This is a genomic window from Hydrogenophaga sedimenti, assembly GCF_051857515.1.
Lineage (GTDB): Bacteria > Pseudomonadota > Gammaproteobacteria > Burkholderiales > Burkholderiaceae_C > Hydrogenophaga.
Genome location: NZ_JBPZHA010000005.1, coordinates 190,751 through 216,233, shown reverse-complemented (window position 1 = coordinate 216,233; position 25,483 = coordinate 190,751). Strand labels below are relative to the sequence as shown.

Here is a 25,483-nt window from a genome sequence, read left to right as displayed (position 1 = left end):
CCACGGCATTCTGGCCAAAGCCATTGGCTGCCTCGTGCCTCGGTGGGGGACTGTTGAAGAACTGACATGCAATACCTCTCCACCCGCGGCCATCCGGACCGCAAGCGCTTCTGCGAAATCCTGCTCGAAGGCCTGGCGCCGGACGGCGGCCTGTACCTGCCCGAGTCCTATCCGCAGGTCGACGGCGCGACGCTGACGCGCTGGCGTGCGGTGCTCAAGGACCAGGGCTATGCCGCGCTGGCCTTCGAGGTGCTGTCGCTGTACATCAACGACATCCCCGCGGCCGACCTGAAGGCGCTGTGCGCCAAGACCTACACCGCCGACGTTTTTGGCACGCAGGAGATCGTGCCGCTGACGAAGCTGGAAGACGGTCTGCAGCTCGAAGCCCTGTCCAACGGCCCCACGCTGGCCTTCAAGGACATGGCCATGCAGCTGCTGGGCAACCTGTTCGAGTACGAACTGGCGCGCCGCGGCGAGCAGCTCAACATCCTGGGTGCGACTTCGGGCGACACCGGCAGCGCGGCCGAGTACGCGATGCGTGGCAAGCAGGGCGTGCGCGTGTTCATGCTCAGCCCGCACGGCCGCATGAGCGCCTTCCAGCAGGCGCAGATGTTCAGCCTGATGGATCCGAACATCCACAACATCGCCGTCGAAGGCGTGTTCGACGACTGCCAGGACATCGTCAAGGCGGTGTCCAACGACCTGGACTTCAAGCGCAAGTACAAGATCGGCACCGTCAACTCGATCAACTGGGCGCGTCTGCTGGCCCAGGTCGTCTACTACTTCGCCGGCTATTTCTATGCGACGAAGTCCAATGACGAAAAAGTCAGCTTCGCCGTGCCCTCGGGCAACTTCGGCAACGTGTGTGCGGGCCACGTGGCGCGCCAGATGGGCCTGCCCATCGGCCGCCTGATCGTCGCGACCAACGAGAACGACGTGCTCGACGAGTTCTTCCGCACCGGCACCTACCGCGTGCGCGGCAGCGCCGACACCTACGAAACCTCCAGCCCCTCGATGGACATTTCCAAGGCGAGCAACTTCGAGCGTTTCGTGTTCGACCTGCTGGGCCGCGACGGCGCGCGCACGAAGCGCCTGTTCGACGACGAGTTGCGCCTGCACGGCCGCTTCGAGCTTGGCGCCGACCCGTTGTTCGCGAAGGCCGCCACGCAGTACGGTTTTGCCAGCGGCAAGAGCACGCACGCCAACCGGCTGGCGACGATCAAGGCCACGTTCGATGGCTTCGGCGTGATGATCGACACCCACACCGCCGACGGCGTGAAGGTGGCGCGCGAGCTGCGCCAGGCCGGCGAGAACGTGGTGGTGCTGGAAACCGCGCTGCCGATCAAGTTCGCCGAGACCATCCGCGAAGCCCTGGGTCGCGACCCGGCGCGGCCGGCCAAGTTCGACGGCATCGAAGCCCTGCCCAAGCGCGTGCAGGTGATGCAGGCGGATGTGGTCGCGGTCAAGCGCTACGTCACCGACCATTGCCCGGTCTGAACCCGGGCCGAGCTTGCCCATGAAGGTCGTCGGTTTTGCCGGGTTTTCCGGGGCGGGCAAGACCACCCTGATCGAGCAGGTGATTCCGGCGCTGCGGTGCCGCGGGCTGCGGGTCTCGGTCATCAAGCACGCGCACCACGGCTTCGAATCCGACCAGCCGGGCAAAGACACCTGGCGCCACCGCGAGGCTGGCGCCTATGAAGTGCTGGCGGTGTCGCCCGAACGCCTGGTGCTGCAGCGCAGCTTCGAGCAGGCCGGCGAGCGCTCCGTTCACGAAGTGCTGCCCGCCTTGCATCCGGGTGTGGACTGGGTGCTGGTGGAAGGCTACCGCGACAGCGACCTGCTGAAGATCGAGGTCTGGCGGCCGGGAGCGGCCCGGCCCGCCCGCTACCCCGACGACCCTTTCATCGTGGCCATCGCCACCGACGCGCCAGACCAGTTGCCCGAGGCCACCCTGCGTCCCGTGCTGGATCTGAACGATGCCGACACGGTGGCGGCCTGGCTGGTCGACAATGGCGACCGATTCGACCACGTTCCCGAAGCCCATCGCTGAGCCGCTCCGCGCGGCCGGACCCCGAACATGAACGCTCCGCAACCCGCCCGCAAACCCCTGATGGCGCTCGACGATGCGCTTGCCGACCTGCTGGGCCGTGTGGTTCCGCTCGCCGCCACCGAAAGCCTGGCCACGGTGCAGGCCGATGGCCGCGTGCTGGCCGACGATCTGGTCTCGGCCCTGCACGTGCCGCCGCAGGACAACTCGTCGATGGACGGCTACGCCGTGCGCGTGGCCGACGTCGGTGAAAAAGGCGTGGTGCTGCCGGTGAGCCAGCGCATCCCGGCCGGTCATCCCGCACAGCCGCTCGAACCCGGCACCTGCGCCCGCATCTTCACGGGCGCGACCGTGCCGCCCGGGGCCGATGCGATCGTGATGCAGGAAGACACGCGCGAAGTCGGCGGCGACTTCCACGCGGTGCACATCGACGCCGTGCCCGCTGCGGGTCAGTGGATTCGCCGCGCCGGCGAAGACGTGACCCGTGGTGCCGTGGTGCTGCCGCGTGGCACGCGTCTGTCGGCCGCGAGCCTGGGCCTGGCCGCGGGCATCGGCGCGGCGCATCTGCGCGTGACGGTCAGGCCGCGCGTGGCGCTGTTTTCCACCGGCGACGAACTGGTCATGCCCGGCGAGGTGCCGCCCGAACAGATGAAGCCCGGTGCGATCTACAACAGCAACCGCTTTTTCCTGCGCGTGCTGCTGGAGCGCATGGGCTGCGAGGTCAGCGACCTGGGCATCGTGCCCGACCACCGCGAGGCCACGCTGGCCGCGCTCAAGACCGCGGCCGACCACCACGACCTGATCCTGACCAGCGGCGGTGTGTCGGTGGGCGAAGAAGACCACATCAAGCCCGCCGTGCAGCAACTGGGCAGCCTGGACCTGTGGCAGATCGCCATGAAGCCGGGCAAGCCCTTCGCCTACGGCACGGTGCGGCGCGACGCAGGTGCCGGCGCCGACGCGGCCGGGCATTGCCATTTCATCGGCCTGCCGGGCAACCCGGTGTCCAGCTACGTGACCTTCCTGCTGCTGGTGCGTCCGTTCCTGCTCAAGCTGCAGGGCGCGGCCGAATCCGTGTACCAGCCGCCGTTCCGTGCCATGAAGCTGCGCGCCGACTTCGATCTGCCGCGCGCCGACAAGCGCCGCGAATTCCTGCGCGTGCGCCGCAATGCCGACGGTGGCCTGGACCTGTTCCCCAACCAGAGCTCGGGCGTGCTGACCTCCACCGTCTGGGGCGACGGCCTGGTGGACAACCCCGCCGGCAGCACCATCGCCCGCGGCGACCTCGTGAACTACATCGCCCTTTCGGACCTGCTCGCATGAAGATCCAGCTGCGTTATTTCGCCTCCATCCGCGAAGCCATCGGCTCCGGCAGTGAAACCCTTGACACCGCGGCGGCCACGCTGGCCGCGCTGCGCGACGAACTGATCGCGCGCGGCGGCGCGCACGCCGAAGCGCTGGCGCGCGGCCGTGCGGTGCGCGTCTCGCTGAACCAGACCATGACCGAGGAGTCCGCTGCGCTGAGCGACGGCGCCGAGGTGGCCTTTTTCCCACCCGTGACCGGAGGTTGAGCATGAGTGCCGGAACCGCACCGAGGGTCAGCATCCAGACCGCAGACTTCGACCTGTCGGCCGAGGTCGCCCGCCTGCGTGCGGATGAGAAGGGCGTGGGCGCGGTCTGCACCTTTGTCGGCACCGTGCGCGACCGCAACGATGGCCAGTCGGTGTCGACGATGGAGCTGGAGCACTACCCGGGCATGACCGAGAAGGCCATCGAGCAGATGATCGACGAGGCGCACCGGCGCTTCGACATCTTCGGCGCGCGCGTGATCCACCGCGTCGGCCTGCTGCAGCCGCTGGACCAGATCGTGCTGGTGGCCGTGACCTCGGCGCACCGGGGCGAGAGCTTCCAGGCCTGCGAGTTCCTGATGGACTACCTCAAGACCCAGGCGCCGTTCTGGAAGAAGGAACAGACGCCCGAGGGCGCGCGCTGGGTCGACGCGCGGGTCAGCGACGACGCCGCGCTGGCCAAATGGGGCATCGCGTCCAGCAACGCCTGACCGCCTTTCCGGCCGAACCATGGTCCTGAGCGCCATCGACATCGAAGCCATCGAACGCGCCACGCTGACGGCGGTCGCTCCCGAGCGGGTGGACGCCATCGACGGCTGGCTGCTGCCGCTGGACACCGGCACCGTCGGCCGTGCCCACAGCGCCGTGCCGCTGCACCACGGCGTGCACGATCCGGCGCTGATCGACACCATCGCGCAACGCTACCGCGACGCCGGGCTGCGGCCCGTGTTCCGCCTGCCAGATGTGCCGGCCTTCGAGGCCTGGTGGTCGGCGCTGTCCGCGCGGGGCTTCCGGCGCGAGCAGCCGACGCTGACACAGACCGGCGCGCTCGACGGTCTGCTCGCGCTCGCTGGCGATGTTGACGGCGTCTCGCTCGACGCCCGTCCCGACGCCGCCTGGATGGCGATGTTCCTCGGCGAAGGTCTGGACCCGGTCGACGGCGCGAGCCGCTCGAAGGCGCTCTCGCGCGCCGAGGGCACGCTGTTCGCCAGCCTGGGCGAAGATGGCCAGACCCTGGCCTGCGGCGCCGCCTGTTATGCGCAGGGCTGGCTGAGCATGCACGGCCTGCGCACGGCGGCCAGCCAGCGGGGCCGTGGCCTGGCTGGCCGGATGATCCGGGCCATGGCGCTGGAAGCGCAGCGCCGCGGCATCCACCGGGCCTTCCTGCAGGTCGACGGCAGCAATGCGCCGGCGCTGGCGCTGTACCGCCGCGCCGGCATGGCGACGGCCTGGTCCTACGCCTACTGGCGCTGAAGCGGCGCACCGCCCCGCCTCAGGGGCGGGAGCGCACGAACCGCAGGCCGGAGGTTTCGAAGCCGGGCTGTCCATCGGTCCTGCGCAGGCGCACCACGTCACCATGGTCGGCGAGGCCACGCAGCACCCGGGCCTCGCGGTCGGACACGATCCGCACCGGCAGAAACTCTTCTTCCCCGCCTTCGCTCTCGGCCATGTGCACCCGCGCGATCAGCGCCTGGTGGTCCAGGTGCAGCGTGATGCTTTCCACCGGCTCGGCAGTGCCTCCCTGCGTCTGCGCGACCGGCCAGTAGCTGCCGAGCCAGTCCGCGGCCAGGGTCTGGTCCTGCGGCGTGATGCGCTCTCCCAGCAGCAGCTCCTGTCCGCCCGACCGGGCCACCAGCAGCTCGCGCCCCTGCACCTGCCGCCGGTACAGGGTGACCTGCTCCAGTGCACCGAGGGACAGGGGCAGCAGGCCCAGCAGCTCGTAGCGCAGGCCCGCGCCGCCGTCGGCGCCGGGCAGCAGGCTCAGCACCTGGTTGCCGGTGTGGGCGAGCAGGCGGTTGCCGCTGCGTTCCACCCGGGCGTGGCCGGCGATGGTCGTGTAGTGGCCTTCCCAGGTCCGCATCTGCGCCTCGGTCCAGCCGGTGGGCAGCGGTTCGAAACCCGGCGCGGGTGGCGGCTGGCGGATGCCTTTCTTCGCTTCCAGCACCAGGTCCAGGGCGCGCTTGGCCACGGCGTCCACCAGCCCGCTGGTGTTGGCCGAGTTGGACGCGACGATCACGCCCAGCCGGTGTTCCGGCACCAGATACATCTGGCTGCTGTAGTGCGGTGTGGCGCCGCCGTGGTGGGCCACCAGGCCGGCGTTGCGCAGGGTGTCCGGGCCGATCGCGTTGAGCATCCAGCCCAGGCCGACGTGCATATCGAAGTCCAGCGGGTGGCCCGCGTTCTGCACCCGCAGCATCTCGGCGAGCGCGGCCGGGGTCAGCAGCGTCTGGCCGTCGCGCGTCTTGCCGTCGGCGAACACCATCATCATGAAGCGGCCCATGTCCTGCACGCTGGCGTTCAGGCCGCCGGCTGGCATGTCGCGCAACGACGGTTCATCGGCGGGCTGACCTCTCTTGTAGGGTCTGGCCGCGGCCGGGGGCAGGGCGGTCGTGAAGCTGGCGGTGTCCATGCCCAGCGGCTTCAGCACCCGGCGCTGCAGGAGGCGGTCGAACGGTTCCTGCGCGACCTGCTCCACCGCGGCGCCGAGCACGGTCATGCCCACGTTCGAATAGGAAAACAGCAGGCCGGCCGGATAGCTCTGGTCGTCGGGTTGCAGCGACATCACCATGTCGCGGAACGGGCCCACCTGGCGGCCCCACATGCCCTGGCCGATGTCGCGCGTCAGCCCCGCGTGGTGGATCATCAGCGCGCGCGGGGTGATGGCGGGCTGGCCCGGCGGCGGGGTCACGCGAAACCCGGGCAGGGCGGACTGGATCGGGGCGTCCAGCGCGAGCCGCCCTTCCTGCGCCAGCTGCAGCGCGGCCACGGTGGTGAACAGCTTGGAGATGGACCCCATGCGGTACACCGTCTGGTCGGTGGCGGCCAGCTGGTTCCCGGCATCGGCCCAGCCGAAGCCCTTGGACCACAGCACCCGCTGGTCGTCGACGATGGCGATGCTCAGGCCGGTGACCTTGTCGGCCCGCATGCCGGCGGCGATCATCGTTTCGAGGTGCTGCCAGACCGCCCGTTCATCGCCCGGCGCGACCGCGCTCGGGCGCGGCGGCATCGGGCTGCTGCAGCCGGCCAGCAGCGCCGCGCCAAGCAGCAGTGCGGGCGGGGCCCTTCGCCAAGCGGGGGGAGTGTGGGCAGGGACGCGGTGCATGGCCGACCTCCTCAGAAGCTGATGCCCACGCCGGCCGTCAGGCCCTGGACGGTGACGCCGTCTTTCTTGCGGTAGCGCATCTCGTCCAGCGTCAGCGTGACGTTCGGGTGGACGCGGTAGCTGGCGCCGATGCCGTAGGCGAAGGAACCGGCACGGTCGGTGCTGCCATCGGCCTTGGTCACCTTGGTGCGCGCATAACCGAGGCGGCCGGTGATCTCGAAGTCGTTGCCCAGGCCGAGGATCTTGGGTTTGACGAAGACGCCCATCATCTGGTTGACCTTGGGTGCGCCACCGCCGGTGCCCTGGCCGATCATGCCTTCGACCGCCAGCTGCGGGTGCAGCTCGTAGCCGATGACGTTGCGCACCATGCGTTCGCTGGAAGTGCGGCTGCCGGCCACCTTCAGGTCGAGGTCCGAGTAGCCGATCTCTCCGTAGAGGCCGCCGGCGTGGGCGGTGTTGAAGGTCATGGCGGCCATGGCGGCAGCGGCGAGCGGGGTCAGGTGTTTCATGGGAAGCCCTTTCGTGGTTGAACAGGGCGCCAGTGTCGGAGCGCCAAGCTTGGGCTTTCCCAAAGCGCGGTGGCCGAAGGCGCGTGGTGTGGCCATAGACTTCGCCCATGCACATCCTGATCGTGGAAGACGACGTCGATCTGGGGCGCGCCTTGCTGGCGGCGCTCAAGGCCGAAGGCCTGACCGGGCTCTGGGTGCGGCGTCTCGCGGACGCGCCAGACCCGCAGGCCGACGGGGTGGATTGCGTGCTGCTGGACCTGTCGCTGCCCGACGGCCTGGGCCTGCAGCTGCTGCAGCACTGGCGCCGCACAGGGCTGCAGGTGCCGGTGATCGTGATCACGGCGCGTTCCTCGCTGGACGACCGGCTCAGCGGCTTTGACAGTGGTGCCGACGACTTCATCGTCAAGCCGTTTGCGATGTCGGAGCTGATGGCGCGCATCGGCGCGGTGACCCGGCGCAGTGCGCGCCAGGCCAGCCCGGTGTGGCAGGTGGCCGACCTGAAGCTGGAGCCGCGGGCGCACCTGGCCTGGCGCAACGGCGAGCCGCTGGAGCTGTCGCTGCGCGAGTTCCGGCTGCTGATGGAGCTGGCGCGCGACCCGGCCGTGGTGGTGTCCAAGCGCGACCTGGGGCGGCGCATGGAGCCGCTGGGCGAACCGCTGGACGCGGCGACCATCGAGGTGCACCTGTCCAACCTGCGGCGCAAGATCGGTGCCGGGCGGGTGCGCACGGTGCGTGGCGTCGGCTACCAGCTCGTGCCATGAAGGTGCTGCGGTCCGCGCTGTTCGCGCCCTCGCTGGTCCGGCGGGTGGTGGTGGCCCTGCTGGCGGCGTTTGCGCTGGTGTGGGTCACGCTGGTGGTGGTCGACTACGCGGAGTTCCGGCGCGCCGTCCGCAGCCAGGAGGGCTTGCAGCGGGCGGTGCACGCGCTGGCGGCATCGCTGGACTTCGGCGACGCGGTCCGGGCGGCGCAGGTGATGCAGGCGACCGAGACCCAGTACAACCTGCTGCGTGCCGAATCCCTGCCGCTGCCGCTTGGACCGATGCTGCTGGAGTTGGCCCGCCCGGACGGCACACGGGTCTACGCCTCGGCGGGACTGGCGGCGGAACCCCAGCCGGAGCCGGGGGCCGATCCAGGCGTGTGGACCGTGCAGGGAAAGCTCCACAGCATGGTCACCCACACGACCCCGCGCTGGCGCATCCGACTGCTGGAGCCGGCGCTGACCGACGCCGAGGCGGTGTGGCTGATCGCCCGCAATCTGGTCAAGTCGATGCTGATCGCGTTTCCGCTGGTGCTGCTGCCGCTGTGGCTGGCGGTGCGGCGCGGCCTGCGACCGCTGCGCACGCTGGTGCAGCGGGTGGCGGAGCGGGCGCCGGCGGACTTCTCGCCGCTGACGCTGGACCTGCGTTACGCCGAGCTGCAGCCACTCGAACACGCCTTCAACGAGCTGCTGCGGCAGGCACGCACCGGCATCCAGAGCGAACGCGGCTTCGTGCAGGACGCGGCGCACGAACTGCGCACACCGCTGGCGGTGATGGCGGCGCAGGCCCACGCACTGGCCGCCGAAGCCGATCCGGCGCTGCGGGCCCAGGCCCGGGTCGAGCTGGAGCACGCCATCGGCCGCGCCTCGCACCTGGTGCACCAGCTGCTGACCCTGGCGCGGCTGGAATCCGGCCCGCCGCCCAGCCGGCAGGCCACCGATCTGGTCGAGCTGGTGCAGGGCGCGCTGGCCCGGGCCGAACCGCAGGCGCTGGCGCGGGGCATCGACCTGGGGTTGGAGGCGCCGGAACACCTGGTGGCCGAGGTGGACGCCCAGGTCCTGCTGTCGGCGCTCGAAAACCTGGTGCACAACGCGCTGGCCTATGTGCACGGGGGCGCTCGCGTCACGGTGACGCTGGGCCGGGACGGGGAACAATGGCGGCTGCGGGTGGCCGACAACGGCCCGGGCATCTCCCCCGAAGAGCGGCCCCGGCTGATGGAGCGCTTCCAGCGCGGCCGGGACGCCCGCACCTCCGGCACCGGGCTGGGCCTGGCCATCGTGGCGCAGGCGGCGCGGCAGCTGGGCGGCAGCCTGCACACCGTGGACGGGCTGGACGGGCAGGGCATCGGCTTTGAAATCCGCGGGCCGGCTTGAAACCGGCGCGGGCGGCTCCAACTACAGAGAAGTTCAATATTCCGGAGGGTCACGATGCGACTCGACAAACTCACGACAAAGTTTCAGGAAGCCTTGGGAGAGGCACAGACGCTGGCGCTGGGCGCCGACCACGCCTACATCGACCCGGCCCACGTGCTGCTGGCCATGCTGCGCCAGACCGACGGACCGAAGTCGCTGCTGCAGCGCGCGGGCGTCAACGTGGCCGGCCTGACCAAGGCGGCCGAAGCCGCGGTCAAGCGCCTGCCCGAGGTGCAGGGCCAGGAGCAGGTGCAGGTCGGACCCGACCTTTCCAAGTTGCTGCAGGCCACCGAGAAGGAAGCCATCAAGCGCGGCGACGAGTTCATCGCCAGCGAGCTGTTCCTGCTGGCCTTGACCGACCACAAGGGCGAGCTCGGCCGCATCGCCAATGAAAACGGCCTGAACCGCAAGAGCCTGGAATCGGCCATCAGCGCCGTGCGCGGTGGCCAGAAGATGGACAACCCCGAGGCCGAAGGTCAGCGCGAGGCGCTCAAGAAATACACCCTGGACCTGACCGAGCGCGCCCGCATGGGCAAGCTCGACCCGGTGATCGGCCGCGACGACGAGATCCGCCGCGCGATCCAGGTGCTGCAGCGCCGCACCAAGAACAACCCGGTGCTGATCGGCGAACCGGGCGTGGGCAAGACGGCGATCGTCGAAGGCCTGGCGCAGCGCATCGTGGCCGGCGAGGTGCCCGATTCGCTCAAGGGCAAGCGCGTGCTGAGCCTGGACATGGCCGCGCTGCTGGCCGGTGCCAAGTTCCGCGGCGAGTTCGAGGAACGCCTGAAGGCCGTGCTCAACGAGCTGGCCAAGGACGAGGGCCAGACCATCGTCTTCATCGACGAAATCCACACCATGGTCGGTGCCGGCAAGGCCGAGGGCGCCATGGACGCGGGCAACATGCTCAAGCCGGCGCTGGCGCGCGGCGAGCTGCACTGCGTGGGCGCGACCACGCTGGACGAGTACCGCAAGTACATCGAGAAGGACGCCGCGCTGGAGCGCCGCTTCCAGAAGATCCTGGTGGGCGAGCCGACCGTCGAGGCGACGATTGCCATCCTGCGCGGTCTGAAAGAACGCTACCAGGTGCACCACGGCGTGGACATCACCGACCCGGCCATCGTGGCCGCGGCCGAGCTCAGCCACCGCTACATCACCGACCGTTTCCTGCCCGACAAGGCGATCGACCTGATCGACGAGGCCGCGGCCAAGATCAAGATCGAACTCGACTCCAAGCCCGAGGTGATGGACAAGCTCGACCGCCGGCTGATCCAGCTGCAGATCGAGCGCGAAGCCGTCAAGAAGGAAACCGACGAGGCCTCTCAGAAGCGTCTGGCGCTGATCGAGGAAGAGATCACCCGGCTGCAGAAGGAGATCGCCGACCTCGACGAGATCTGGAAGGCCGAAAAGGCCACGGCCCAGGGCAGCGCCCAGGTGCGCGAAGAGATCGACAAGCTGCGCCAGCAGATCGAGACGCTGACCCGCAAGGGCGACCTGGCCAAGGTGGCCGAGCTGCAGTACGGCAAGCTGCCGGAGCTGGACAAGCGGCTGAAGGAAGCGCAGGCCAAGGAGGCCGGCAAGGCGCTGGGCGGCCAGGGCCCGCAGCTGCTGCGCACCCAGGTCGGCGCCGAAGAGATTGCCGAGGTCGTCGCGCGCGCCACCGGCATCCCGGTCGCCAAGCTGATGCAGGGCGAGCGCGACAAGCTGCTGGTCATGGAGGACAAGCTGCACCAGCGCGTGGTGGGCCAGGACGAGGCGATCTCGGCCGTGGCCAACGCCATCCGCCGCTCCCGCTCGGGCCTGTCGGACCCGAACCGCCCGACCGGTTCGTTCCTGTTCCTGGGCCCCACCGGCGTGGGCAAGACCGAACTGTGCAAGGCGCTGGCCGGCTTCCTGTTCGACAGCGAAGAGCACCTGATCCGCATCGACATGAGCGAGTTCATGGAGAAGCACTCGGTGGCCCGCCTGATCGGCGCGCCGCCCGGCTACGTGGGCTACGAGGAGGGCGGCTACCTGACCGAGGCCGTGCGCCGCAAGCCCTACAGCGTGCTGCTGCTCGACGAGGTGGAGAAGGCCCACCCGGACGTGTTCAACGTGCTGCTGCAGGTGCTGGACGACGGCCGCCTGACCGACGGCCAGGGCCGCACCGTGGACTTCAAGAACACGGTGATCGTGATGACGAGCAACATCGGCTCGCACCTGATCCAGGCCATGGTCGGTCAGCCCTACGAGGAGGTGAAGGACGCCGTGTGGGGCGAGCTCAAGGACCACTTCCGGCCCGAGTTCCTCAACCGCATCGACGAGACCGTGGTGTTCCACGCGCTGGACGCGCAGCACATCGCCTCGATCGCCGCGATCCAGCTCAAGGCACTGCAGGCCCGCCTGCAGAAGATGGACCTGCGGCTGGAGGTGGCGCCGGCGGCGCTGGAGGAATTGGCCAAGGTCGGCTTCGACCCGGTGTTCGGCGCCCGCCCGCTCAAGCGCGCGATCCAGCAGCGCATCGAGAACCCGCTCTCGAAGCTGCTGCTGGAAGGCAAGTACCCGCCCAAGTCGGTGATCCCGGTGGGGGTGGACCCGGTGCGCAACCCGGGGGTGTTCGAGTTCGCAGAACCTGTCGCCTACGACTGATGGACGGGGTGCCCCGCTGGGGCGCCCCCTCTACCGCTGCGCGGGGCGCACTTCTATGATGGTTCGATGACCCAGACGCCCCCCGACCTTCCCTTGCGTGCCCTGTTTGACGCGCAGTTTCAGGCCAGCCGCGCGCAGATCGACGTGCCGCTGTCGCTGCGGCTGGACCGGCTGCGCCGCATCCGCGCGCTGATCGACAGCCATGGCGCGGCCCTGGCCGAGGCGGTGCAGGCCGACTTCGGCGTGCGCTCGCCCAGGCTGACCGAGGTGGCGGACTTTTTCGTCTTGCGCTCGCTGGTCGGGGACCTGGAAAAGCACACCGGCGCCTGGATGAAGGCGCGCCGCGTGCGCACCCCCATCTACCTGCAGCCCGCCAGCGGCCACATCCAGCGCCAGCCGCTGGGTGTGGTCGGCGTCATCGGCCCCTGGAACTACCCGCTGCAGCTCACCCTCGGTCCGGCCGCCACCGCGCTGGCCGCGGGCAACCGGGTGATGGTCAAACCCAGCGAACTCACGCCGCACAGTTCGGGCCTGCTGGCCACGCTGCTGCACCAGGCGTTCTCGGCCGACGAGGTCTGCGTGGTGCAGGGTGGGCCGGAGATCGCGCGCGAGTTCGCCAGCCTGCCGTTCGACCACCTGTTCTTCACCGGCTCGACCGCGGTGGGCCGCCAGGTGGCCGCCGCCGCCGCCGCCAACCTCACGCCGACCACGCTGGAGCTGGGCGGCAAGTCGCCCTGCATCGTCGATGCCTCGGCCGACCTCGACGCGGTGGCGATCAAGATCGCGCATGGCAAGCTGCTCAACGCCGGGCAGACCTGCATCGCACCCGACTACCTGCTGCTGCCGCAGGGCCGCGAAGCCGAGTTCGAACGTGCGTTTGCCGCGGCCGTGGCGCGGCTGTTTCCATGTGGCGCCGCCCACCCGGATTACGCCAGCATCGTCACCGACCGGCACCACGCCCGGCTGCTCGCGCTGGTGGACGAAGCGCAGTCCCGCGGGGCCCGTGTGGTCGAAGTGGCCCCGCGCAGCGGCTCGGGCCATGTGCGGCAGATGACCCCCGTGCTGGTGTTCCAGCCCGCGGCCGACACGCGCCTGATGCGCGAGGAGATCTTTGGCCCGGTGCTGCCGGTGCTGGGCTACACGACGCTGGACGACGCCATCGCCAGCATCAACGCCGGGCCACGTCCGCTGGCCCTGTACTGGTTCGGCAGCGACGCCGCTGCGCGCGACCGGGTGCTGCGCGGCACGGTCAGCGGCGGCGTGACGGTCAACGACACGCTGATGCACATCGCCCACGAGAACCTGCCGTTCGGCGGCGTCGGCGAGAGCGGCTGGGGGGCGTACCACGGTGAAACCGGCTTCCTGCGTTTCACGCAGCAGAAGCCGGTGCTGGTGCAGTCGCGCTGGGCGGCGGGTAGCCTGTTCTATCCGCCCTATGGCGCGACATTCGACCGTGTGATGGGCCTGCTGCGGCGCTGGCTCTGACGGCCCGCGCCAGCGCGCTCAGGCGTTGTCGTTCTCGCCGTACAGCATCAGCGGCACGGGTTGCAGATAGCCCTGCTGGAACAGGCCTTCGGTGAGGTCGTGCACGTCGCTGCCCAGCAGGGCCGACAGCTCACGTTCGCTGCGCCGGCCGTTGGCCATCAGCAGCAGGCTGTGGGCGCGGCGCCCGATCAGGTCAGGGCGTGAGAGGGCTTCCCAGGCCTTGGGTGTCTTGGCGATGCGTTCCTGGTGTTGGAGGTTCATGGTCGGTCCCCTGTGTCTTCTTTCTGCGGCAAGACTTTGCAAGATACGGGCCCGACGTGACAGGGCTGTGACGGCCTGCGGTGCACCGCAGGCGGGCGTTATGCTCGCGAACCTCGCATCCGGAGCACCGACATGAAGCCGACCGACGCCTCGATCACGATCTTCCACAACCCCAACTGCAGCACCTCGCGCCAGGTGCTGGCCGCGATCCGCGAGGCCGGGTTCGATCCGGTGGTGGTGGACTATCTCAAGAAGCCGTACACCCGCGAACAGCTGGCCGGCCTGCTCCAGGCCATGGGCATGAAAGCGAGCGAAGTCCTGCGCCGCAAGGGCGACCTGTATGCCGAACTGGCGCAGGCCAGGCCCGACCGCAGCGAGGCCGAATGGCTGGACCTGATGGTGCAGCACCCGGTGCTGGTCGAGCGGCCGATCGTGGTCACGCCGCGTGGCACCGTGCTCTGCCGGCCCAAGGAACGGCTGGCGGAGGTCTTGGCCGCGGCCTGAGGCCCCCGCTCCGGCGCCGAACCTGGTCAGCCGGAGGCCGCCGGACCGAAGCGCGAGGGTGGCTGGCCCAGCGCGGCGCGGAACATCGCGCTGAAGGCGCTGTCGCTGGCATAGCCGCTGGCGGCCGCCACCTGGCTTACCGGTGCACCGCGCGCGAGCATCGGCAGGGCGTGGGCCAGCACCACCTGCTGGCGCCAGCGCTGGAAGCCGGTGCCCAGTTCGTCGCGGAACAGGCGGGCCAGCGTGCGCTCGCTGGCGCCGCTCTGCGCTGCCCATTCGGCCAGGGTCGCGTATTGCGCCGGCGCGTTCATCACGGCTTCGCACAGCGCACGCAGCCGCCGGTCACCGCGCTGCGGGTCGGGCATGGGCACACCCAGCGGCTGGGTCGGCGCGTGCGCCATCTCGGCCAGCACCAGGGTCGAGATCGAGTGCTGGCGCGCTTCGTCGCCGACGTGGTGCGGCAGTTCCATGCCCAGGATCAGTTCCCGCAGCAGGGCCGAGACGACCAGCACCCGAGAGTGCCGCCAGTCGGGGGCCACCACCGAAGGGTCGATGTAGAGCGTGTAGAGCTGGGAAGCTTCGAGCATGCTGACCGCGTGGCGCGCGCCGGGTGGAATCCAGACGGCGCGCGAGGGCGGCACGATGGTCGTGGTCTCCATCGCGGGGGCCTCGTCCGGCGCATGGGCGGCGACCGTGACCTGCAGCAGGCCGCTGGCGCAGCAGGCCAGCTGGCCCCAGGGGTGGTGGTGCGGTTCGAACTGGGCGTCGTGGCCCATCGAGCGCGCTCGGCAGCGCACCGGGCGCTGCGGGGTCGGGCGGAACGGATCGGTGTCGCCGACGGGGACGGCGCGGCGCGGGCGGCGGGTGTTCATCGGGACGGGGTGGTTTGGCGGAAATTCGACAAAGGTTGTCTTTTTATCGCAGAACAGCCGCGCGCGTGCGCCGTACCATGCCCCCGATGAACACCGCCACCCTGGACGCCGCGCCGCCGGCCAACCCGATTCCCCTCAAGCAGGACGCCGCCGTCATCGGCCTGGTGGGCCTGGCCCACGGCACCTCGCACTTCTCGCACCTGCTGCTGGCGCCGCTGTTCCCGATCTTCATGCGCGACTTCGGGCTGAGCTACTCCGACGTCGGCCTGCTGATGAGCATCTTCTTCATCATCTCCGGCTCCGGCCAGGCGATGTCGGGCTTCGTGGTCGACCGCATCGGCGCGCGGCCGGTGCTGTTTGCGGCCATCAGCTGCTTCCTGCTGGCCTCGCTGGCCGGATCGATCGCGACCGGCTACTCCGGGCTGGTGCTGGTCGCGGTGCTGGCGGGACTGGGCAACGCGCCGTTCCACCCGGCCGACTTCACCATCCTCAACCAGCGCGTCTCGGCGCCGCGCCTGGGCTACGCGTTCAGCGCCCACGGCCTGACCGGCAACCTGGGCTGGGCGCTGGCGCCTGCCTTCCTGGTCGGCATCACGGCACTGTCCGACTGGCGCACCGCCTACCGCTGCGCGGCCCTGCTGTACATCGCTGTGCTGGCCCTGCTGTTATGGCAACGCGAGAAGCTGCGCACCGAGGTGCATGTGCGCCACGCCGACGCACCCAAGGGCTCGGACCTGGCCTTCATGAAGCTGCCGGTGGTCTGGTGGTGTTTTGCCTTCTTCTTCCTCTCCACCATGACCCTGGCGGTGGTGCAGAGCTTCGCGCCGTCCATCCTCAAGCAGCTCTACGGCGTGGGCGTCGAGGCGGCCACGCTGACGGTCAGCGCCTACATGCTGTGTGGCGCGGTGGGCATGTTCGTGGGCGGCTTCGTGGCCGCGACCTCGAAACACAGCGACCGCGTGGTGGCGATGGCCATGACGGCCGGCGCCATCCTGCTGGCCGTGTGCGCCACCGGCTGGCTGGGCGGCACCGGCACCATGGTCGTGCTGGCCGCGACCGGTTTCGCCGTCGGCATCGGCGGCCCCAGCCGCGACATGATGATCAAGAAGGCCACGCCCAAGGGCGCGACCGGCCGTGTCTACGGCACGGTGTATTCGGGGCTGGACGTCGGTTTCGCGGTCTCGCCCATGGTCTTCGGCGCCTTCATGGACCGGGGCTGGTACGCGGTCACGCTGGGCGGCGCGGCGCTGGTGCTGCTGCTGTCGGTCTATGCGGCCATCGGCGTGGGCCGGCGCACCGTGGCGCGCTGAGGCTGCGACCCCGGTCGCGGCGAACGACAATGTCGGGCATGACCACACAGCTTGCCGGACACCTTCTCGTTGAATGCCTGATCGCCCAGGGCGTGACCCACGCCTTCGGGGTGCCGGGTGAGAGTTACCTCGCCGTGCTCGACGGCTTCCACGACCACGCCGACCGCATCCGTTTCGTGATCAACCGGCAGGAGGGTGGGGCGGCCTTCATGGCCGAGGCGCAGGGCAAGCTGACCGGGCGGCCCGGCGTCTGCTTCGTGACCCGCGGACCGGGCGCCACCAACGCGTCCATCGGCCTGCACACCGCGTTCCAGGATTCGACGCCGATGGTGCTGTTCGTCGGCGATGTGGCCAGCGACGCCCGCGACCGCGAGGCCTTCCAGGAGGTCGACTACAACGTCTTCTTCGGTCCGAGCACCAAGGGCATGGCCAAGCGCGTGGAGCGCATCGACGACGCCCGCCGCATTCCCGAATACGTGGCGCGCGCCTTCGCCACCGCGATGAACGGCCGGCCCGGCCCGGTGGTGCTGGTGCTGCCGGAAGACATGCTGACGCAGACTGTGGACGCGACGCCGCTGCCGCGCGTGGAACCGGTGCAGGCCTGGGCCGACCCGGGCGCGCTGCGCGAACTGCGCAGTCTGCTGCTGGCCAGCGAACGTCCGCTGGTGATCGCGGGCGGAGGCGGCTGGACGCCGCAGTCGGCGGCGGCGCTGCAGCGCTTTGCCGAGAACTGGCAGCTGCCGGTGGCCAACGCTTTCCGCTTCCAGGATTGTTTCGACAACCACCTCCCGCAGTACGCGGGCGATGTGGGCCTGGGCATCAGCCCGGCGCTGGCGCGGCGCATCCGCGAGAGCGACCTGATCCTGGCCATCGGGCCGCGCTTGGGCGAGGCCACCACCGGTGGCTACACGCTGATCGAGGCACCGCTGCCGAAACAGAAGCTGGTGCACATCCACGCCAGCGCCGAAGAACTCGGCCGGGTCTACCAGCCGACGCTGGCGATCCAGTCCACCATGAACGCGGCCGCGCGCAGCCTGGAGGTGCTCAGTGCGCCACCGGGCATCGCGTGGGGGCAGTGGACACAGGCCTGCCACGCCGACTACCTGGCCAACATCGACGTCGCCAACGGCGGCATCACGCTGCCCGGCCCCGTCGACATGCCGGCCCTGATCCACACGGTGCAGAAGCTGCTGCCGGCCGACGCGGTGCTGACCAATGGCGCCGGCAACTTCGCCAGCTGGCTGCACCGCTTCTACCGCTACCACGGTCTGGCCAAGGGCTTCAAGACCCAGCTGGGGCCGACCAATGGCGCCATGGGCTACGGCGTGCCGGCCGGCATCGGTGCGGCGATCCTGACCGGCCGCACCGTGTTCACCATCGCGGGCGACGGCGACTTCCTCATGAACGGGCAGGAACTGGCGACGGCCGTGCAGCACGGTGCGAAGACCGTGATCGTGCTGCTCAACAACGGCACCTACGGCACCATCCGCATGCACCAGGAGCGCGAGTACCCGGCGCGGGTCAGTGGCTCCGATCTCGTGAACCCCGATTTCTGCGCGCTCGCCAGGGCCTACGGCTACACGGCCGAACGCGTGACGCACACGGCCGAATTCGAGCCGGCGCTGCAGCGCGCACTGGCGGCGCCGGGGGGCGCACTGATCGAGGTGATGCTCGACGCCGAGGTGCTCACGACCCGCGGAACGCTCTCGGCGATCCGGAACAAATCGCGTTGAGGTCTCCTGTTTTGTTGTTTTTGTGCAACTCAACTTGTGAATACCGCACAGGCTGACGGGCAATGGCACACGGGCCAGAAACGGCCCCGGTTCTTAAGCTTTCCCCATCGCAACCAACGAGGAAAGCGCCATGGAAACCACCGCCGAACGCCAACCGGTCGAACGCAACGCCCGCGATCTGTTCTTTCACGCTGATCCATCGGTCCAGGCGCAAGAGGGGCTGGGCCAGGCCATCCTGCTGCGGGTGCTGGACGAGGTCGACTACGGCCTGCTCGTGATCGACGGCCAGGGCCGCATCCGCCACGCCAACCACCTGGCGCGCCACGAAATGTCGACCGGCCGGGTGATCATGACCCACGCCCGTTCGCTGCTCGGGCAGTCGACCGACATCACGAGCCAGATCCAGATCGCGCTGGAGCATGCCCTGCGCGGGCAACGCCGCCTGCTGCTGCTCAAGCAGGGCGACCACGAGCTCTCGGTGGCCTTCGTGCCGCTGAACCACCCGCTGGAGTTCGATTCGCCGACGGTGCTGGTGCTGCTCTCGCGCAAGAACGCCTGCGACAACCTGGCGCTGCGCATGTACGCCCGCTCGCAGAACCTCAGCCCGAGCGAAGAATCGGTGCTGCTGGGGCTGTGCCGGGGCTTGTCGATTCCCGACATCGCGCGCGACCACGGCGTGGCCGAGTCGACCGTGCGCAGCCAGATCAAGGCGCTGCGCGAGAAGACGGGCTGCTGCAGCATCCGCAGCCTGATGCAGCGGGTGCACAGTCTGCCGCCTGTGGTTCCTGCCTTGCGTGCCTTCTCCGGGGTGCCGCACAATCCACGGGAGTTCCTACAACCCTGAGCCTGGATGCCACACGTTCCCCTGCCGTCTGCCGATGACCAGCCTTCTTCCCATGTCAGGTCACTCGCGGCACTGGGGGTGCAGCGCCATTACCGCAACGGTGCGCTGCTGATCCAGGAGGGGGAGACCGGCGATTCGATCTACATCGTGCTGCAGGGGCGGCTGCGGGCGTTTCTGGGCGACGGCAACGGCAAGGAACTGACGCTCGGGTTCTACGGACCGCTGGACTACGTGGGCGAGATGTCGCTGGATGGTGGCCCCCGCTCGGCCAACGTCGAAACGGTCGGTCCGACCACCTGCTCGGTGATCACCCGGGCCACGCTGCTGGGCTACATCGCTGCCCATCCCGAATTTGCGCTGGAGTTGATGGCGCGTCTGATCCGCCGCGCCCGGCTCGCGACCGAGAGCGCGGGCAATGTCGCCCTGATCGATGTGTACGGGCGCCTGGTGCTGCTGCTCAACCAGCTGGCGGCCGAGCCCGACGAGGCGGGTCTGCGCAAGCTCACCGAGCGCCTGACGCATCAGGCCATTGCGCAACACCTGGCCTGCTCGCGCGAAATGGTCAGCCGCCTGCTCAAGGACCTCGAAACCGGCGGCTACATTGCCGTGCGCGAGCGCTGGATCTGGCTGCTCAAGCCCTTGCCGTCCCGCTGGTGAGCGACCGGCGCCGTCAGAAGTTCTTGCGCGCAACCTGTGGGGATGCGCAACTGGTGCCGTAGAGCCGCACCACGCCGCCGCTGCGGCTGCTCGCCCCCAGCACCCCCCACAGCGCCGTGCTCTCGTCGCTCACCGCCAGTGTCTCGGGGACTTTGCGGACGCCAGCCCGCTGGGGCAGGCGCGAGGCATCGGGATCGGGCAGCCTGGGGCTGTACCGGGCCGCCGGATCGAAGCTGCTGGTCGCAAACCGGACGCCGCCGACCGTCACCGTGTTCTGACCGGTGCCGATGCTGTTGAAGACACCGCTGCGGCGAATCGGCGTGGGGAGGTCTTCGGCATCGACAAAGCTGTCGATGTTTCCGCTGATGTTGTAGATCTTGTCGAGGAAGGACGACTGGCGCGCGCCGGTGTGGGTACCCAGTGCCACGTCGTCGCGCTCCACGTAGGCGTCGAGCACCACCGGATGGAATCCTCCGTTGCGGACTTTCACGCGCCACACACCGGACGGGGCCAGCCGATCCGCCGGATCGTGGGAGGCGGTCGGGCACAGCGCGAGCAGGGCGCAGGTGCCATTGCGCCCCAGCGCCGTTTTCCTGGGAAACACCAGCGCGACCCGGGGGGTGGCGGCCGATGGCCAGCAGCCGGCGTGGCCGACCGTCAGCGGCTCGAGCACCTGCCCGCCGGGCAGGGTGACTTCGATGCTCACATCCTGCAACACTTCTTCCGGCAGTTCCGGGTCACCGAGCCAGAGCTCCAGGAAGCTCTGGGTCCGGTCGTCCGGCTGGACGTGCCAGTGCAACTCGGCAGGGGCACCGCCCGGCAGCAGCGTCTGGTTGGCGTGCGTGCGGTCCTGGTAGCCGTTGCCCGCCGGAATGAAGACCTGCAGCCGCTCGGGACCGCCCAGGGCGATCAGGTGATCGATGGCCGCTTCCAGCACCGAGGTTCCGTCGTGCGGGCCGGCCAGTGTGCCCCAGCTGATGTTGACGACCACCTGGGCATCGGCGGTCACCCGGTTCAGGATGTACATCAGGGCATCCAGCACACTGACGTTCATCGCACCGCCCGAGGTGTCGACGACGTTGGACCAGTCCAGCTGTACCGCGATCAGCGGCGCCTTGCTGGCCGCGTCGCCGGCCGGGTGCATCTCCGGGGTGTGGGCGGCACTGCTCATGCGGGAGGTGGTCCGCCAGGGGCCGGCGGCCAGGCTCGCCACCACTGTGCCGTGGTTGACCGGGTGCTTGAGGTCCCAGCACTGGAGGTGGTCATAGAGGTCGTCCTCGTCGACCGAGCCGTTCAGCGTGAACCGGTCCATCGCCGCACGGATGTCGGCCGCCGTCAGCTCGTGGCCGTAGCCCATCTCACGCGGTGTCGGGCCCGCGCGGAGATCGGTCAGGCGGCTGTGCAGACGGCGTCCCAGGCCCGGTCCGTACGGACCGTCGAATTCGTCCTGCCGCCAGAAGTACCGCACCCGCGGTTGTCCCTTGGCGTCGAGAAAGGCCGAGTGGGCGACCGCAAGGCCGCCATCGATGATGGCCATCACCCGGCCGTCCAGACGCTCGGGACCTTCCGGCGCGCAATCCCCCGGAAGCGCCGGGTCTGTCAGCGGCCCCGTGTGTTCCTCCACAGGCAGTCCCAGTTCGAAGCGCCGCACGATGCCAGCCAGCTCCGAGCGCTTGTGCATCGCCTTGAAAAACCCCTTTCGTGCGCGCGCCGTGCAGAAGCGAAGCCCCGGCAGCAGCAGATAGGCCTTGGGTACCTGCAACCACTTCACATCGGACGCCTGCAGCAGGTCCTGGACGCCGAAACCCTGTTGGAGCTCGATGACGATCGGCAGCCACCTCGGCCGGGCCGCCCGGCCTTCGCCCAGCCGATATCCCTCGAAGCGGTCGGCTTCCGCCCACGCGAGGTAGGGGTCGGCGCCTTCGATGCTGTGGGGCAGTGACCAGTCCGTGCCGGTGACCTCGCCCTTGGGCAGAGGCAGCCAGGGCTGGGGCGTGCTCATGACCACTCCTTCAGGGCCTCCTGCCACAGCCAGCCCAGGGTATCTGCCTGGGGCAGCGGGATCGCCGGGCCACCGACACTGTAGGCACCCGCGTCCATGGGATCGCTGAGCTTGAAGTCCTTGGGGACACCATCCGCTTCGACGAACTTGTCGCTGTCGAAGCCGCGCAGCCGGACGCTGCCGCTGGTGGCGCGGGCCACGAAGAACTCGCCGAGGCTGGTGCCCAGCAGACGACCGGCGGCGCTGTCCACCGGATAGTGCACCCCGGCCACCGTGCGGTTGACGGCGATGCGCGCCGCCAGGCGCTGCAGCTGGGTCCGGCTGTTCTGGCCGTCGTTCTTGCCCGGCCGTGTCTGGTCCATGAAGGTTTCCAGCAGGGTGGCCACGGCAAACGCTTCGGTGGCATGGCCGCTGGGCCAGCTGCCATGTCCGGGGGTGGGAATCATGGGCTGGATCTGGGGCGACAGCTCGACCGGCCGCAGGGCCGCAAAGATGTGCTTGAGGCGCATCTCGACATGCATGCAAAGGCCCAGCGCAATCTCGATCAGCTGCAGCGTCTTCTTGTGGCGGTGGGCCGTCAGGCCCAGCACGGCCGACCAGTAGCCGACCGGAGCGGTGAGTTGGTCCAGCACCTCGGCCATGCGGTCACTGCGCAGATCCGCGTAGGCCGCCACCAGGTCCAGCTGCTGCTTGAGAAGATTCCTGGACGGCCCCTGCAGCTGCACCAGCGTCCGGTTCTTGATCGTGGTCGCGCCGAGGTTGGCGAACCTCAGATCGGCCTGCTTGCTGCTGGCGGATGCGGAGATGGAAAGACCTTCGATCAACGCTTCGAAGCAGGCAGTCATCCGCGGGCCGTCGGCCCAGAGGCGGAGGTTCTGATCCTGGTCGAACCCGGGGGTGGAGGGGTGCAGTACCGCGCCGGCAAACGGCCCGGCGGTAGCCGCTCGACTGATCGTCAGGGCATCGGAGGAGATGAGGCCTCCGCCACCCGCGCCACCGCTTGCACCACCACTCGCACCACCGCTCGCACCACCGCTCGCACCACCGCTCGCACCACCGCTCGCACCACCGCTCATGTTGGTCTCCTTAAACTCAGTCTTTCGAAAGTCCGAGCGCTTCGAGCGCTTTTGCGACGCGAAGCCTGACAGGGTAGACACTGGCCGACGCAAGGTACTTGCTCACGGTCAGTTCGGGTTGCAGTACCCGCAAGAGTTCGAATGTGGACCTGGCGTCGTCTGTGCGCCCTAGCTCGTACTGGGACACCAGGAGAGCACGAACGGTCGGGAGGTGGAAGCGGTTCTTGCGCAACGACGCTTCGCACATGGCCACCGCGTCTTCCATCTTGCCCAGCGCCAGGTAGCAGTTGCCCAGCATCATTTCGAAGTAGTACTTCTGCGGGTCCAGCGGTGACAGCTGGAGCGCACTCTGGGCTTCAATCACCGATTGTTCGGGGGAGCCCCACATGGTCGACCAGACACTGCTGTAGAGCCATCCCATCGGGTCGTTCGGGTTGCTGTGGGTGGACTCCAGCAGCAACTGGTGCGAGCCCTCAATGTCGTGGCCAAGGTGACACATGGCGTGTCCTTTGACAGACAGTGCCAGCGCGCTGTCGGGCACCATGTCCAGGGCGCGGTCCGCGATGTCGATGGCCCGCCGGAACGACTCGTGGGGGTCCGGCGCCATGCCCTGGACCACCTGCATGATGTGCCACTTGGCCAGCCACGCCCAGGGAGCGACCGAGCGCTTGTGCCGGTCCACCAGAGCCTCCAGCAACTGCTGGCTGCGCTCCAGGTCACGGCGCGTGGAGCGGTGCATCAGATTGATCGCGCCCAGCATCAGGGCGCTGCTGTCCAGCCGGGGCAGGGCCTGCGTGAGGGTCCGTTGCACTTCCGAATGCAGCAGCTGGTTGGCGCAGTTTGAGGCCAGGGTGTTGATCAGCTCGCTGTCCTGCTGGAGCACGTCCATCACATCGCCGGTGATCCGGTCAGCCCAGATGACCTCGTGGTGCCGGGTATCGCACAGCTCTGCCGTCACCAGCACGCGGTCCCCATGGGCCACGTAACTGCCGGACAGCACGAAGTTGGCGTCCAGTTGCTGGCTGGCGGTCTGGTTCGCGTCTTCCCGTCCCCGCAGGACCGAGGTCGAGAGCCGCGAAATCACCCGCAACTGATGGCTGCGCGAAAGCTGCACGATGACGCCGTCGGCCAGCAGCTCTCCGATGACGAAGTGCTCGGCGGCATTGCCGCGCGAGACAAACGGAAGCACGGCGATGGTGGCCCGGAAGTCGTCCTGCCGGGCCGGCGCGGAAGGCCTGAACATCACGTCGTCGCCGGAGTGCGCCGACAGCAACCAGGTGCGCACCGGCTCGGGCCAGTGCTTGAGGTAGCTCTCGCCCATGTCCTGCATGTCGCCGTCGACGCCATCGACCAGCGCGTCGTGCACATCCGCGGTGATCACGGTTTCGCCCGGACCTGCCAGCCCCGCCACCCGCGCCGCCAGATTCACGCCGTGACCGTAGACGTCGTTCTCGTCCACGTAGAGGTGCGTTGCATTGATCCCGGCGCGCAGCCAGAGCTTGTGCTCGTCGTCGCTCCGCTGGTTTTCGGTGTCGAAGAAGCGGTGCAGGGTCAGTGCGGCCCTGGCCGCGGGCACCGCCTCGTCGAACTCGGCGAGGATGCCGTCGCCCAGGCTCTTGACCAGGCGGCCGCCGTGGCTGGGCAGCACTTCGTGGCGGGCGTGCTGGAGGAAGCTGTGCCATTGCCGCACCACCGACCCTTCGTTCGACGCCATCAATCGCACGGACTCCACCAGATCCATCACCAGCACCACCTTGTTTTGTTGCAGCGGCAGGGGTGGCACAACCGTGGGCTGTACCACCTCGTCGGAAGAGCCGATGGTGCTGGGGGACGGCGGAAGTGTCATACCTCGAACGGGGGAAGTGCTGTTTCAGTTTCTCACATTTGCCTTTTCCGGGTGGGCCGGGAAAACGGCAAAAAAAAGAGCCGGGGTGGCCGGCTCTTCTGTGGCGAGGGACACGCCGTGTCCCTGCGGACCGACGATCACTTCAGGTGTTCGTTGATCATCTTGGTCATTTCGAACATCGAAGCCTGGGCCTTCTTGAAGATTTCCTTCAGCTTGGCGTCGGCGTTGATCATGCGCTTGTTGACCGCGTCCTGCAGCTTGTTCTTCTTGATGTATTCCCAGACCTTCTTGGTCACTTCCGTGCGCGGCAGCGGGTTGTTGCCGACGATGGCGGCCAGGGCGGCGCTGGGGGTCATGGCCTTCATGAAGGCAGCGTTGGGGGTGCGCTTCTTGGCAGGGGCCTTCTTCGCGGGTGCAGCCTTCTTGGCAGGAGCAGCGGCCTTCTTGGCGGGTGCAGCCTTCTTGGCAGGGGCAGCGGCCTTCTTCGCCGGAGCAGCCTTCTTCGCGGGAGCGGCGGCCTTCTTGGCCGGAGCGGCCTTCTTCGCGGGAGCAGCAGCCTTCTTGGCCGGAGCGGCTTTCTTCGCAGGAGCTTTCTTTGCAGTTGCCATGATGGGATTTCCTTCTAGAAGTGGAATGACACCAGAGGAGAACGCGCTCTCCCGCTGGTGTTTCGGATGCTAATGGAGATGTTTCGTCCTTCCAAGGTGGAGTCGCGGTTTTTTTGCGTCTTGTCATAGGGAAAACGACCCGCAGTCGCCCCGAAAACAACACTCGGCGCACTGCTGGTGTGCCGGGGGCAGAGAAGGCTCATCTCCATGATCCAATTTCGACTGCGAAAAACCTGTGTCCAACCTGTCCTTCTGCGAGTGAAAAG

Annotated in this window: 23 protein-coding genes; 15 read left to right on the top strand and 8 right to left on the bottom strand. The window is 68.8% G+C overall.

What is annotated here, in order from left to right; translation table 11 throughout:
• Positions 1 to 66 precede the first annotated feature (66 nt).
• The 6 genes from thrC to ACS5NL_RS10430 are packed head-to-tail and all read left to right on the top strand — an operon-like array spanning position 67 to position 4,866.
• Positions 67 to 1,497: a threonine synthase gene (thrC, locus tag ACS5NL_RS10455; protein ID WP_439353730.1), complete on the top strand. Its 1,431-nt coding sequence runs from the start codon at positions 67 to 69 to the stop codon at positions 1,495 to 1,497.
• 19 nt (positions 1,498 to 1,516) lie between these two features.
• Positions 1,517 to 2,050, top strand: a complete 534-nt coding sequence (gene mobB / locus ACS5NL_RS10450) for a molybdopterin-guanine dinucleotide biosynthesis protein B (RefSeq protein ID WP_439353729.1) — start codon at positions 1,517 to 1,519, stop codon at positions 2,048 to 2,050.
• A gap of 27 nt (positions 2,051 to 2,077) precedes the next feature.
• The gene (locus ACS5NL_RS10445; protein ID WP_439353728.1) at positions 2,078 to 3,367 is read left to right on the top strand and encodes a molybdopterin molybdotransferase MoeA; all 1,290 of its coding nucleotides are present in this window, start codon (positions 2,078 to 2,080) and stop codon (positions 3,365 to 3,367) included.
• Entirely contained in the window at positions 3,364 to 3,615 is a 252-nt protein-coding gene (gene moaD / locus ACS5NL_RS10440) for a molybdopterin converting factor subunit 1 (RefSeq protein WP_439353727.1), read from the top strand. The genes ACS5NL_RS10445 and moaD overlap by 4 nt, the downstream gene beginning before the upstream one ends.
• A gap of 2 nt (positions 3,616 to 3,617) precedes the next feature.
• Complete coding sequence (moaE, locus tag ACS5NL_RS10435; RefSeq protein ID WP_439353726.1) at positions 3,618 to 4,103, top strand: molybdopterin synthase catalytic subunit MoaE; 486 nt, start codon at positions 3,618 to 3,620, stop codon at positions 4,101 to 4,103.
• A 19-nt stretch (positions 4,104 to 4,122) separates the two neighbouring features.
• Positions 4,123 to 4,866 carry a GNAT family N-acetyltransferase gene (locus ACS5NL_RS10430; RefSeq protein WP_439353725.1) on the top strand — a complete coding sequence of 248 codons (744 nt, stop codon included), beginning with the start codon at positions 4,123 to 4,125 and terminating at the stop codon, positions 4,864 to 4,866.
• Between the two features lie 19 nt (positions 4,867 to 4,885).
• Here ACS5NL_RS10430 and ACS5NL_RS10425 read toward each other — a convergent pair whose 3' ends face one another.
• Together ACS5NL_RS10425 and ACS5NL_RS10420 are read right to left on the bottom strand one after the other, a co-directional pair.
• Positions 4,886 to 6,715 (bottom strand): serine hydrolase domain-containing protein, encoded by a 1,830-nt coding sequence (locus tag ACS5NL_RS10425; RefSeq protein ID WP_439353724.1) that lies wholly within the window; start codon positions 6,713 to 6,715, stop codon positions 4,886 to 4,888.
• 11 nt (positions 6,716 to 6,726) lie between these two features.
• Complete coding sequence (locus tag ACS5NL_RS10420; protein WP_439353723.1) at positions 6,727 to 7,224, bottom strand: outer membrane beta-barrel protein; 498 nt, start codon at positions 7,222 to 7,224, stop codon at positions 6,727 to 6,729.
• Between the two features lie 107 nt (positions 7,225 to 7,331).
• Between ACS5NL_RS10420 and ACS5NL_RS10415 the strand changes: the two genes are divergently transcribed.
• The 4 genes from ACS5NL_RS10415 to ACS5NL_RS10400 all read left to right on the top strand — a co-directional run bounded on the left by ACS5NL_RS10415 (position 7,332) and on the right by ACS5NL_RS10400 (position 13,504).
• A complete protein-coding gene (locus ACS5NL_RS10415; protein WP_439353722.1) occupies positions 7,332 to 7,985 on the top strand; it encodes a response regulator in 654 nt (217 codons plus the stop codon).
• Positions 7,982 to 9,355, top strand: a complete 1,374-nt coding sequence (locus ACS5NL_RS10410) for a sensor histidine kinase (protein ID WP_439353721.1) — start codon at positions 7,982 to 7,984, stop codon at positions 9,353 to 9,355. Before ACS5NL_RS10415 ends, ACS5NL_RS10410 begins: the two co-directional genes overlap by 4 nt.
• 54 nt (positions 9,356 to 9,409) lie before the next feature.
• Positions 9,410 to 12,019, top strand: a complete 2,610-nt coding sequence (gene clpB, locus ACS5NL_RS10405; protein WP_439353720.1) for an ATP-dependent chaperone ClpB — start codon at positions 9,410 to 9,412, stop codon at positions 12,017 to 12,019.
• Between the two features lie 66 nt (positions 12,020 to 12,085).
• On the top strand, positions 12,086 to 13,504 hold the full coding sequence (locus ACS5NL_RS10400; protein WP_439353719.1) for an aldehyde dehydrogenase family protein: 1,419 nt from the start codon (positions 12,086 to 12,088) through the stop codon (positions 13,502 to 13,504).
• Positions 13,505 to 13,522: 18 nt separating this feature from the next.
• Here ACS5NL_RS10400 and ACS5NL_RS10395 read toward each other — a convergent pair whose 3' ends face one another.
• A complete protein-coding gene (locus ACS5NL_RS10395) occupies positions 13,523 to 13,765 on the bottom strand; it encodes a hypothetical protein (RefSeq protein WP_439353718.1) in 243 nt (80 codons plus the stop codon).
• A 132-nt stretch (positions 13,766 to 13,897) separates the two neighbouring features.
• Between ACS5NL_RS10395 and arsC the strand changes: the two genes are divergently transcribed.
• Positions 13,898 to 14,269: an arsenate reductase (glutaredoxin) gene (gene arsC, locus ACS5NL_RS10390; RefSeq protein WP_439353717.1), complete on the top strand. Its 372-nt coding sequence runs from the start codon at positions 13,898 to 13,900 to the stop codon at positions 14,267 to 14,269.
• Positions 14,270 to 14,295: 26 nt separating this feature from the next.
• Here arsC and ACS5NL_RS10385 read toward each other — a convergent pair whose 3' ends face one another.
• Positions 14,296 to 15,141, bottom strand: a complete 846-nt coding sequence (locus ACS5NL_RS10385; RefSeq protein WP_439353716.1) for an AraC family transcriptional regulator — start codon at positions 15,139 to 15,141, stop codon at positions 14,296 to 14,298.
• 86 nt (positions 15,142 to 15,227) lie between these two features.
• Here ACS5NL_RS10385 and ACS5NL_RS10380 point away from each other — a divergent pair, with 86 nt between their 5' ends.
• The 4 genes from ACS5NL_RS10380 (at position 15,228) to ACS5NL_RS10365 (ending at position 19,685) form a co-directional block, all read left to right on the top strand.
• Positions 15,228 to 16,451 carry an MFS transporter gene (locus tag ACS5NL_RS10380; RefSeq protein ID WP_439353715.1) on the top strand — a complete coding sequence of 408 codons (1,224 nt, stop codon included), beginning with the start codon at positions 15,228 to 15,230 and terminating at the stop codon, positions 16,449 to 16,451.
• Between the two features lie 38 nt (positions 16,452 to 16,489).
• Positions 16,490 to 18,184, top strand: a complete 1,695-nt coding sequence (locus ACS5NL_RS10375; RefSeq protein WP_439353714.1) for a thiamine pyrophosphate-binding protein — start codon at positions 16,490 to 16,492, stop codon at positions 18,182 to 18,184.
• 130 nt (positions 18,185 to 18,314) lie between these two features.
• Entirely contained in the window at positions 18,315 to 19,028 is a 714-nt protein-coding gene (locus ACS5NL_RS10370) for a helix-turn-helix transcriptional regulator (RefSeq protein WP_439353713.1), read from the top strand.
• A gap of 6 nt (positions 19,029 to 19,034) precedes the next feature.
• Positions 19,035 to 19,685, top strand: a complete 651-nt coding sequence (locus ACS5NL_RS10365; RefSeq protein WP_439353712.1) for a Crp/Fnr family transcriptional regulator — start codon at positions 19,035 to 19,037, stop codon at positions 19,683 to 19,685.
• A 13-nt stretch (positions 19,686 to 19,698) separates the two neighbouring features.
• Here the strand turns inward: ACS5NL_RS10365 and ACS5NL_RS10360 are convergent, their stop codons facing one another.
• The 4 genes from ACS5NL_RS10360 to ACS5NL_RS10345 all read right to left on the bottom strand — a co-directional run bounded on the left by ACS5NL_RS10360 (position 19,699) and on the right by ACS5NL_RS10345 (position 25,217).
• Entirely contained in the window at positions 19,699 to 21,687 is a 1,989-nt protein-coding gene (locus tag ACS5NL_RS10360) for a S8/S53 family peptidase (protein WP_439353711.1), read from the bottom strand.
• The gene (locus tag ACS5NL_RS10355; protein ID WP_439353710.1) at positions 21,684 to 22,532 is read right to left on the bottom strand and encodes a phosphatase PAP2 family protein; all 849 of its coding nucleotides are present in this window, start codon (positions 22,530 to 22,532) and stop codon (positions 21,684 to 21,686) included. The genes ACS5NL_RS10360 and ACS5NL_RS10355 overlap by 4 nt, the downstream gene beginning before the upstream one ends.
• Before the next feature lie 247 nt (positions 22,533 to 22,779).
• On the bottom strand, positions 22,780 to 24,609 hold the full coding sequence (locus ACS5NL_RS10350) for an adenylate/guanylate cyclase domain-containing protein (RefSeq protein ID WP_439353709.1): 1,830 nt from the start codon (positions 24,607 to 24,609) through the stop codon (positions 22,780 to 22,782).
• Positions 24,610 to 24,746: 137 nt separating this feature from the next.
• On the bottom strand, positions 24,747 to 25,217 hold the full coding sequence (locus tag ACS5NL_RS10345; protein ID WP_439353708.1) for an SWIB/MDM2 domain-containing protein: 471 nt from the start codon (positions 25,215 to 25,217) through the stop codon (positions 24,747 to 24,749).
• Positions 25,218 to 25,483 lie beyond the last annotated feature (266 nt).

Excerpts from the sequence above, each read along its gene's own strand:
- thrC (WP_439353730.1), top strand. The coding sequence starts at position 67 with ATGCAATACCTCTCCACCCGCGGCCATCCGGACCGCAAGCGCTTCTGC.
- mobB (WP_439353729.1), top strand. The coding sequence starts at position 1,517 with ATGAAGGTCGTCGGTTTTGCCGGGTTTTCCGGGGCGGGCAAGACCACC.
- ACS5NL_RS10445 (WP_439353728.1), top strand. The coding sequence starts at position 2,078 with ATGAACGCTCCGCAACCCGCCCGCAAACCCCTGATGGCGCTCGACGAT.
- moaD (WP_439353727.1), top strand. The coding sequence starts at position 3,364 with ATGAAGATCCAGCTGCGTTATTTCGCCTCCATCCGCGAAGCCATCGGC.
- moaE (WP_439353726.1), top strand. The coding sequence starts at position 3,618 with ATGAGTGCCGGAACCGCACCGAGGGTCAGCATCCAGACCGCAGACTTC.
- ACS5NL_RS10430 (WP_439353725.1), top strand. The coding sequence starts at position 4,123 with ATGGTCCTGAGCGCCATCGACATCGAAGCCATCGAACGCGCCACGCTG.
- ACS5NL_RS10425 (WP_439353724.1), bottom strand. The coding sequence starts at position 6,715 with ATGCACCGCGTCCCTGCCCACACTCCCCCCGCTTGGCGAAGGGCCCCG.
- ACS5NL_RS10420 (WP_439353723.1), bottom strand. The coding sequence starts at position 7,224 with ATGAAACACCTGACCCCGCTCGCCGCTGCCGCCATGGCCGCCATGACC.
- ACS5NL_RS10415 (WP_439353722.1), top strand. The coding sequence starts at position 7,332 with ATGCACATCCTGATCGTGGAAGACGACGTCGATCTGGGGCGCGCCTTG.
- ACS5NL_RS10410 (WP_439353721.1), top strand. The coding sequence starts at position 7,982 with ATGAAGGTGCTGCGGTCCGCGCTGTTCGCGCCCTCGCTGGTCCGGCGG.
- clpB (WP_439353720.1), top strand. The coding sequence starts at position 9,410 with ATGCGACTCGACAAACTCACGACAAAGTTTCAGGAAGCCTTGGGAGAG.
- ACS5NL_RS10400 (WP_439353719.1), top strand. The coding sequence starts at position 12,086 with ATGACCCAGACGCCCCCCGACCTTCCCTTGCGTGCCCTGTTTGACGCG.
- ACS5NL_RS10395 (WP_439353718.1), bottom strand. The coding sequence starts at position 13,765 with ATGAACCTCCAACACCAGGAACGCATCGCCAAGACACCCAAGGCCTGG.
- arsC (WP_439353717.1), top strand. The coding sequence starts at position 13,898 with ATGAAGCCGACCGACGCCTCGATCACGATCTTCCACAACCCCAACTGC.
- ACS5NL_RS10385 (WP_439353716.1), bottom strand. The coding sequence starts at position 15,141 with ATGAACACCCGCCGCCCGCGCCGCGCCGTCCCCGTCGGCGACACCGAT.
- ACS5NL_RS10380 (WP_439353715.1), top strand. The coding sequence starts at position 15,228 with ATGAACACCGCCACCCTGGACGCCGCGCCGCCGGCCAACCCGATTCCC.
- ACS5NL_RS10375 (WP_439353714.1), top strand. The coding sequence starts at position 16,490 with ATGACCACACAGCTTGCCGGACACCTTCTCGTTGAATGCCTGATCGCC.
- ACS5NL_RS10370 (WP_439353713.1), top strand. The coding sequence starts at position 18,315 with ATGGAAACCACCGCCGAACGCCAACCGGTCGAACGCAACGCCCGCGAT.
- ACS5NL_RS10365 (WP_439353712.1), top strand. The coding sequence starts at position 19,035 with ATGCCACACGTTCCCCTGCCGTCTGCCGATGACCAGCCTTCTTCCCAT.
- ACS5NL_RS10360 (WP_439353711.1), bottom strand. The coding sequence starts at position 21,687 with ATGAGCACGCCCCAGCCCTGGCTGCCTCTGCCCAAGGGCGAGGTCACC.
- ACS5NL_RS10355 (WP_439353710.1), bottom strand. The coding sequence starts at position 22,532 with ATGACTGCCTGCTTCGAAGCGTTGATCGAAGGTCTTTCCATCTCCGCA.
- ACS5NL_RS10350 (WP_439353709.1), bottom strand. The coding sequence starts at position 24,609 with ATGACACTTCCGCCGTCCCCCAGCACCATCGGCTCTTCCGACGAGGTG.
- ACS5NL_RS10345 (WP_439353708.1), bottom strand. The coding sequence starts at position 25,217 with ATGGCAACTGCAAAGAAAGCTCCTGCGAAGAAAGCCGCTCCGGCCAAG.